Annotated in this window: 3 protein-coding genes and 1 pseudogene; 3 read left to right on the top strand and 1 reads right to left on the bottom strand. The window is 62.7% G+C overall.

Annotated elements, in window-relative coordinates; translation table 11 throughout:
- Positions 1–2,317: autotransporter outer membrane beta-barrel domain-containing protein (locus AB6O04_RS19005; RefSeq protein ID WP_368565922.1), on the bottom strand; the 2,317-nt coding region annotated here is incomplete at its 3' end.
- Between the two features lie 695 nt (positions 2,318–3,012).
- Between AB6O04_RS19005 and AB6O04_RS19000 the strand changes: the two are divergent.
- From AB6O04_RS19000 to AB6O04_RS18990, 3 genes and pseudogenes are all read left to right on the top strand, one after another.
- A pseudogene (locus tag AB6O04_RS19000) lies at positions 3,013–3,442 on the top strand (transposase); the annotation flags it as partial.
- A 285-nt stretch (positions 3,443–3,727) separates the two neighbouring features.
- Entirely contained in the window at positions 3,728–5,068 is a 1,341-nt protein-coding gene (locus tag AB6O04_RS18995) for an F-box protein (RefSeq protein ID WP_368565921.1), read from the top strand.
- A gap of 498 nt (positions 5,069–5,566) precedes the next feature.
- Complete coding sequence (locus AB6O04_RS18990) at positions 5,567–6,094, top strand: DUF1353 domain-containing protein (protein ID WP_368565920.1); 528 nt, start codon at positions 5,567–5,569, stop codon at positions 6,092–6,094.
- The last annotated feature ends 189 nt before the right edge of the window (positions 6,095–6,283 follow it).

Raw genomic sequence — 6,283 nt, 5'->3', positions numbered from 1 at the left:
GATCAGTCGGATCAGTCGGATCAGTCGGATCAGTCGGATCAGTCGGATCAGTCGGATCAGTCGGATCAGTCGGATCAGTCGGATCAGTCGGATCAGTCGGATCAGTCGTTAGGTCCGAGCGCAGGTACCAATCGCCGTCGTTGGGGTCGGTCTTGCTGCCTTGATGCAGAAAATAGTCGTACAGGCCGGCGACGGCGCGGCCCTGCAGGGTGAACACCGCATCGGATCGACCATCGACCTGGATCAGCTGGATACCCTGGTCGGTGGCCGTACCGGCGCCGCCCACCTGCTGGACATGGACCGCACCGGTCCCGTTGGCATTGCCCTGGATATGTAACCGATCGCTGCGAGAACGGTCGTCCCCCAGCTCGGTGTTGAACACGAGGAGGCCGCCGTTGCCGGTGTAGGCGCCGTTGATGGTGAGGGTGCTGCCCGGTACGGTGCCGGCCAGCGACACGGTGCCCGCGTTGGTCAGCGCGGCCAGGGTCTGATCGAAGCCGCCCGTGTCCAGGGTGGCGCCGCTGGCCACGGTGTGCGCCGAGGCGGCACTGAACGCGTCCGCCGCGCCCGCGCGCAGTGTGCCCGCATCGAGATAGGTGGCGCCGCTATAGGTATTGGTTCCACTCAGGCCGAACGTGCCGGTGCCGGTCTTGGTCAGGCGGCCAGTCTCGCCGATTGTCCCGCTGAAGACCGTGTGGGTGTTGTCCCCGCCGACGGTGAGGTGGGCGGTGCTGCTCAGCCGCACCACACCGGCTCCGGCGAGCGAGCCGAGGGTCTGATCGAAGCCGCCCGTGTCCAGGGTGGCGCCGCGGGCCACGGTGTGCGCCGAGGCGGCACTGAACGCGCCCGCCGCGCCGGCGCGCAGTAGGCCGGCGTTGATGTGGGTCGCGCCGGTGTAACGGTTGGCGCCACTGAGTTCCAGCGTGCCCTCGCCAACCTTGGTCAAGGCGCTCGTTCCCGACACCTCACCGCTGAGCTGCACCACGGTGAGCGCGTCGGTGTGGATCGCCCCGCCAGCGGCACCCAAGCTTAGGGCGCGGGCCGAGGTCAAATCCGCCGTCGTGCGCAGCGTGCCGCCGTCCAGCGTCAACGCCCCGCCCACATCGCCCAGCGCCGCGTCGGCGGCGATCGCCAGCGTGCCCTGGCGAACCGACCACGGCGTGACCTCAGCCGTTTGGCCGGTCAGGGTGAAGGTGCTACTGCCGGTCTTCTCGAAGGCGGCGAAGTGGCGGTATTGCGCCGCCGCGCCGATCTGTGAAGTCTCGAAGCTGCTGTCCTGCGCGCCGCCGAGAGCGAGCACGTCGCTGCCGCCGAGCACCGCGACCACGTCGCCCTCAATAGTCGAACCGTGGCGCAGCTCCAGTCGATTGCCGCCGCCGCGGAAGAGCACAGCCTCGGTGCGCACGCCCTCGCCGGACAGGCCGCCGGAGATCGTGCCGCTGTTGATGACCGACAGGTGGCTGCCGACGATACCGGCCCCGCCTGCTGCCGCGCCGCCCCCGCGTCCGGTCCAGTCGCCGCCGAGGGCGCCGCCCTCGCCGTTGCCGCCGCGTCCCAACGAGCTTCGATTGTTTGCCAGGCCACTGCCATTGCCGCCGGCAATCGTGCCGCCGGTGTCGTTGATCACCGCCACCGGCGCAGCGCCGTGGGCGAACACGCCCGCACCGCCGCCGCCCCCGCCGACAAATTGACTAGTACCGCTCACATAATAGCCATCACCGCCATCACCGCCCCGGATCAGGCCGCGATTGGTCACCTGAGCCGTGGTGGCGAGGCCGCCGCCGCCGCCGCCGCCGCCGTAGTCCCTATAGGCGGCGCCACCGCCGCCGCCGCCGATCAGGGCGCCGCCCGGGTCCACCGTGGTCGCACCGGTCGTGGCCAAGCCGGTCCCGCCGCCGCCGCCGCCGCCGCCGATGTTGATGTCGGAACCTCCAGCGCCCCCAACGCCGCCGGTGACGGTGGTCATGATCGTCGTGGCTGTCTGCGCGGTCTGACCGGCCAAGCCGCCTGCTGCGCCCGTTCCGGTGGTGGCCCAGCCGTCTCCACCCCGTCCACCGGCGCCCGTGTCGCTGCTTCCGGCCGACCAGTTGGGGCCTTCGCCGCCAGTCTCAGGGTATCCATACCCGTACCCGCCATTACCCCCCGCCCAGGCCGCCGTACTGCCGAGCAAGGCGGCAATGCCCAGCGCCAAGGCGCTCTGGGCCGCGCGCCAAGGCCGGGCGGTCGTCCGAGCGCCGGTCGAGGCGGTCGCCAGTTCGGAGGTCACTTGGCAGGCGCCGGTGAAAGAATTGATGATCACGCGATAGATGTGGTTCATGGCGCTCGTCGATAAGGAGAAGGGGGAGGACGGGACAACAACCGGTCAGCCTAGTGCGCACTTACCCCGGGTGCGATGCGATAGCGCCCTCAGTAGTGCGGTGATTTGTCGCGCCGGGATCTGGAAGTTTCAGGTGGCGCCGCTGGTTCAGCGCGGCAAGCGTCGCATGGGTTGCCGTTGACTTAAGGAAGCTGAAGGCCGCTCTGCTCGCTGCGCAGCAAGGGCGCACCCATTCACAGGGGCAAGCCTCGATCTGTCGGCATATCAGGGTGGCGCCGTCGGCGGGAAGGGGGTGGTGCGTGGCGCAACCCCGGCGCGAGTCCACTCGGCCAGTTAGGCGGAGACGCTCATCGGTCGAACCCCTTCCTTTACTTGCTGCTAGCGACCGCCCCTGTCTCCGCTACACCGCTACGCCCCGGCTTGCCGCGTAGCGGAGGGGCTGGCGTAGCGGCTACAGGGAGCGTAAGCGCTACAGGGACGGTGTACGCGGTAGCGGCTGCATCCGCTACAGGGGTTTGACCGCTACGCCCAAACCCGCGCCAGTGCTCGCTTGTAGCGGTGTAGCGGAGGTAGCGGCACCAAGCAGAGGATCCGCAGCAGAAGCAAGGTAGCGGCTGAAAGCGTCCTCGAACTTGGACCGCTCGTAACCCTTAGAGCCTGTTCACAATCTTTCCAGATCAGTGCAGACTCTGCGGATGCACAAGAAAACGTATCCCAGCGACATGAGCCATGAACGGTTCAAGCAAATCCTTCCGATGTTGGAACAGGCGCGTAAGCGGACCAAGCCCCGCAGCGTGGACCTACGGGTTCTCGAAGTATGAAGTGTGGTGCGCGTTGTTGTACCTGCTGCGAACCGGTTGCCAGTGGCGAGCACTGCCCAGCGACTTTCCGAAGTAGCGAACCGTGCACTCGTACTTTGCCAAGTGGAGCGAACTAGATGATGAAGGAGTGAGCCTGCTGGAGCGGGCGCTCAAAAAATCAGGTTGGTGCGGCCCGCGAGAACGGGGGCGCAACGCCTGCAGCAGGTTCTTGATCGTGGACGCGCAGAGCGTGAAGAACAGTGATAGTGCCGAAGAAAAGGGCTATGACGCGGGCAAGAAAGTGTCTGGTATCAAGCGGCACATCGACGCCGCTGAGTAGGTGTCCATTAAATCCGGGTAACTCCATCCCGCTATCCGCATCGACGATGTGTAGATCCGCTCCCACCTGGCTACATTCGGCCCCGGCCCCATCGTGTACCGAATCGGCACCGTCTTGCCTCCGATCGAAAGCGCCGCATCTTTTATCCGCCCGCTAAACCCTGCCATTGCCCGCGAACTTTCCCGCGCAAATCGATGCTGATATCGTCTGTTGCTAAGACGATGCAACCTGCAGTGTGGGATCCCCACCCTCGCACTCGCAGAAGGCGAAATGCCCAACGACCTTGCTATCCCGCCGAATTGGAACCTGCTTCCGACCGTATATACACCGGCGATGGACAACATCATCCAGCATCTCCAGCTTGACGACCTCATCAATCTGTCGAACGTCTCGCACGCGTGGCGCAATGCGATAACGCCGAAGGCCTTCAATGAGGCAGCGCAAGCCGTCATAACGGATCGTGAATGTGGGAGGAGCTCAGCGTGGCCATTGCTGGGCAACTTCAACACGCTCTTCGCTAACGAGTTAACCGAAAATGGCTTTCGCTATGTAGGGATGCTTGTAAACCTACATAGCGCCATTGATCGCCTCCCATTTCTGACCCTTGACTCGGCTCGCACCCATGAGATGGGACCGTTCGTCCTTGCCGAACGCGGACCTGTCTATGCCTCATCCACCTCGGAGCCGGAATTCTTAGCCACATGTAACGGTGGCCTCGGGCTTTGTTTCGTCTCACAGAATGGCGAAGTCCGAATGCCTAGCCAACTGATGGAGTATGTCTTGCCGGGAAATGGCTCGAATCGACTCGCCGTGGTGGACTCGACGTTCAGTCGCGGGAGCGAACAACTGCTGGTGCTCAACCCTGGGACCGGCCAACTGAGCGCATATCGCCCCAGTGACGACACTCTCAGCAACCTTCCACTCGATGCGCTTCGTCCCTTCGATCGTGCGTCCCTGTCTGCGGACGGGCGATTTGTGGCTGTCATCTATCGCGACATTGACCTGAGACGGACCCGTCTGATGGTGTTTGATCGAAAAGCGGGCGAGTTAGTGACAGACATGCCTATTCAAAGAGACAGTACGTCGGTCACCGTAGATTCAAGCGGTGTTGCCGTTGTGGCTGAGCACGCCCAGGGGGTGGAGATACAGCCAAACGGAGGCATGACATGCTCCACTCGTCTCAGTGTGGCGAACAGCATCTATAGGCTCAGCCACGACGAGCGGCACATTATTCGCTCTGGCGATCAAAGATGTGATCTCGTGCTGGAAAGCCGCGACAACAGCCACCAGATAACGCTAAAGCATCCGCATGGACCATCTGACGTGTCGGTCAATAGCATCGCCTTTTCACCCGCGAATGCGATGGCTGCGCTCACATACTCCGACGCTTCGGTTGCTATCTTTGAATTGGTTGGAAATGAGAGCGACGAACGTCTGCCCAGTGTTCATCTGGAGCGTCCAATGGTCCGGTACCAAACCCCGAGCATCGCCTCTTTCGAGAAGGACGGGACGGAACTGTTCATTACGTTTAACGACCGGGCGCCACCGAGGCCGGGTGACGCTGAGGGTTCATTCACTGCCACGGCCATGTCCTTGCTTCTCGTTGAATGACTGGTCACAGCGGACGAGCAAACTCGAAGTAACGACACGCGGACTACCAATACGACTACATCACCACTGCGCTTCATTGATAGCATTGAGGGGACTGAATAGCCGACGCATGTCCGAATGATCGCTGATGTCAGGGCTGCCGTTCAGGCTGGCCATTGTCTGCGCGAGCTCCTGTTATTTCAGCCCAGTTTTCGTCGAGGCAGCCGGGCTAAACTGATGTCATAAGCTGCAGACAAGCACCGAAGGCATCGCCACGAGGCCAGGAAAAACCCCAGATTGACTATCTTGTCCAGCGCCGTACCGTCCCACGGAGGCGTGGCCCGCGGCACCTGAAAACTGAGTTCTTTTGGCTGCGACCAGTTAGTGCCGTCGGAACTTGTAACGTAGTAGAAATATCCGCTCCCGTTTTGATAAACGAGGACAAGCTCATTGTTGTGTACGAAAGGAGTGACCGGAGGGCCAGGACTGAAATTGCCTGCATTTCCGGTTGAGTAGGCAATGTTTGGGAACTTGTACTGGTCGCTCCAAGTGCCAGGCATGGCTCAAGAGGTCGACGCCGTATCGTTCGCAACGAATCGACCCATTGTTGCCTTGAACGCGGAAGGGTGGTCAGTTTCTCGAGAGCGCTTTGGGATTGCGCATGAGCTCGGGAATTTCATTTTGCATGTCGGTGTTCTGACAGGGGATCGGACGACGGAGTCGCAAGCGAACAGGTTTGCGAGCGCCTTCTTGCTGCCGCGCTCGTCCTTTATCAGAGAGTACAGAAGTGTGCTTCGCGGGAATCGTTGGAGCTGGTCTGCGATGTCTGAACTGAAGCAGCGACGGAGCGTGTCGAAAGCCGCGATCGTGCATGACTATCTGTATGCCACCGCCACCGGCACCAAGGACCAGGCCGACGCGGTCTTCCTGGAAGCCATGACCGTGCTGCGCGTGCCGCTCTGGCGCCGCCGGTTGATGTACCTCGCGGTGCGCCTGTTTGGGCGGGGCGCGTATGGCCGTGGCGACGTCGCGCTTGGGCCGGATTGAGCTGCGACAACGATCTGGTGCGCCTGATCGCGTGGTCACGCATCACGGCGTTTCGCAAACTCGTGGCGCATCTGATTAGACTAAGTTGCACGTTACAGTCGCAGCGGTTGGATCGGCGGACTACGAGCCAAGGTTTCCGCCGGTACCGCGATAGCGGTTGCGCATCCGGCATCGCGCCAGTGAGACGCC

It is taken from the genome of Pseudoxanthomonas sp. UTMC 1351, assembly GCF_040948865.1.
Taxonomy (GTDB): Bacteria; Pseudomonadota; Gammaproteobacteria; order Xanthomonadales; family Xanthomonadaceae; genus Pseudoxanthomonas_A.
This window is presented reverse-complemented; position numbering and strand designations above follow the sequence as displayed.